The 2,315-nt window shown below is 43.0% G+C and carries 1 protein-coding gene; it reads left to right on the top strand.

Annotated elements, in window-relative coordinates; translation table 11 throughout:
- Nucleotides 1-136: 136 nt before the first annotated feature.
- Nucleotides 137-1,585, top strand: a complete 1,449-nt coding sequence (locus AB4623_RS23390; RefSeq protein ID WP_017062726.1) for a YfcC family protein — start codon at nt 137-139, stop codon at nt 1,583-1,585.
- Nucleotides 1,586-2,315 lie beyond the last annotated feature (730 nt).

Raw genomic sequence — 2,315 nt, 5'->3', positions numbered from 1 at the left:
ATATAAAGATACTTATATTTAAAGTCAGCAACTTTATATCGTTGATTGCTTTATAAGTGTCCGTGTATTTACAATCTATAAATCATTAGTCGCTAATTCACATCACTTCTATTTAAGATGATGTAAGGAGATAGCCATGACAACTCAAACGATACCAAGCGAGAAAAAAAAGGGCGGCTTCTTTGCCAACTTTAAATTCCCTTCTGCCTACACCATTCTATTTATTCTGATTGCGTTCGTCGCACTGCTTACCTGGATTGTTCCAGCAGGCCAATACGACCGTGCAATGAATGAAGAGCTAGGCCGAGAAGTACCCGTAACCGGAACCTATCAAGCGGTAGAAGGTAACCCTCAAGGCGTGATTGATGTACTGCTCGCGCCTATTGACGGCTTCTATGACCACAATAGCTATGAAGCGGCGGCTATCGACGTTTCGCTGTTCATCTTAATCATTGGTGGCTTCTTAGGGCTAGTAACCAAAACGGGTGCCATTGATGCCGGTATCGAGCGCGTCACCGCCCGCTTAGAAGGGCGAGAAGAGTTGATGATACCAATACTGATGGCGCTATTTGCCGCAGGTGGTACCGTCTACGGCATGGCGGAAGAATCACTGCCCTTCTATACATTGCTAGTGCCGGTAATGATGGCAGCTCGCTTTGACCCTCTTGTTGCCGCTGCGACCGTACTGCTTGGTGCAGGTATTGGGGTGCTGGGTTCAACGATTAACCCATTCGCAACCGTGATCGCTGCCAACGCCTCTGGTATTCCATTTACAGACGGTATCGTGTTGCGCATTGCGATGTTGATTATTGGTTGGGGTATTTGTGTTGCCTACGTAATGCGTTACGCAAGAATGGTTCAAGCCGATCCAACAACATCAATTGTCTACGACAAATACGAAGAGAACAAAGCGCACTTCTTAGGTAATGCGAGCGGCGAAAAACTTGAATTCACCGCGACTCGCAAACTGATTCTGACCATTTTTGGTGGCTCGTTCGCTGTAATGATTTATGGTGTATCCGTTGCTGGATGGTGGATGGCTGAGATCTCAGCGATGTTCTTAGCAGCAACCATCATCGTTGGTATTGTGGCTCGCATGAGCGAAGAAGAGTTTACCACCAGCTTCATTGATGGTGCCCGCGACCTACTTGGCGTTGCGCTCATCATAGGTATTGCACGTGGTATCGTAGTGGTGATGGACCGCGGTATGATCACCGATACCATTCTCTTCTCAGCAGAACAGATGGTAACGGGGCTTTCTTCGGTTATCTTCATTAACGTGATGTTCTTCTTAGAGATTCTACTGTCGTTCTTAGTGCCATCGACCTCTGGCTTAGCGGTACTGACCATGCCAATCATGGCACCACTGGCCGACTTTGCTGGCGTAGGTCGTGACTTGGTTATCACTGCGTACCAATCTGCATCTGGCTTGGTGAACCTAATCACCCCAACCTCCGCGGTGGTGATGGGTGGTTTGGCGATTGCTCGTGTCCCTTACGTGCGCTGGGTTAAATGGGTGATGCCACTAGTCGGTATATTGATGGTGTTCTGCATTGTTGTACTGAGTATTGGTGCGCTGATCTAACTAACAGCACTTCACTCCTTTCTCATCCAAAGCCGCTTCTCACAGCGGCTTTTTTATTGTTCCCTCTCAATGTAACCCTCTGCCACTGAAACAGCTCCTCAAAGCCATACACGCGATATTCAAGGTTCTTCTGTTCGTAGCCAAGCTCAACTAAACTCAAAGCACTCGCAATAGAAGAATCAATCCTACTTTTAAACATCTAATTTTCTTGATGAAATAACACTCTATTTTCAACCATGATGTTTAAACAAATAGTTAGTCACTTATTAGCGTTAATTATATTTAAAGTAATTAATAGCCTAATAAACAGACGAAGATTAATGCCCTTTTCTATCAAAAAACACACTTAAACAGCCGATTTTAAAATGTGATCGCAACAGCTTTATTCGCATTTACTTTGTTAATAAACAATTAATTCCACATCCAAAATTAAATATCTAAATAAAAACACTGCATACTTCCAAGCTAAGTACACTCTTATCAATAAAACTATTCTGCATATAATCCCTCGTAAATTAGATTCTAGTAAGTTTCGTCAAAAAAGCGTGCATAAAGTTCCCTAACTGCTAACTATTTAGAATGTATTATTCATAAATGAAAGTGCATAAAGTTTGTTAAAACCCTTAATTTTAAAGGGCTGCGGGATAAAAAACGATTTGTGATAGATCTCTAAGAATACCTGACTAGCAGGCGTAATATTAATTCCAGACAAGAGATATGAATAAATAAT

It is taken from the genome of Vibrio sp. 10N.222.52.C12 (genome assembly GCF_041474215.1).
Lineage (GTDB): Bacteria > Pseudomonadota > Gammaproteobacteria > Enterobacterales > Vibrionaceae > Vibrio > Vibrio crassostreae_C.
The sequence above is the reverse complement of the archived record's forward strand: the minus strand, read 5'-3'. Positions and strand labels throughout refer to the sequence as shown.

Excerpts from the sequence above, each read along its gene's own strand:
- AB4623_RS23390 (WP_017062726.1), top strand. The coding sequence starts at position 137 with ATGACAACTCAAACGATACCAAGCGAGAAAAAAAAGGGCGGCTTCTTT.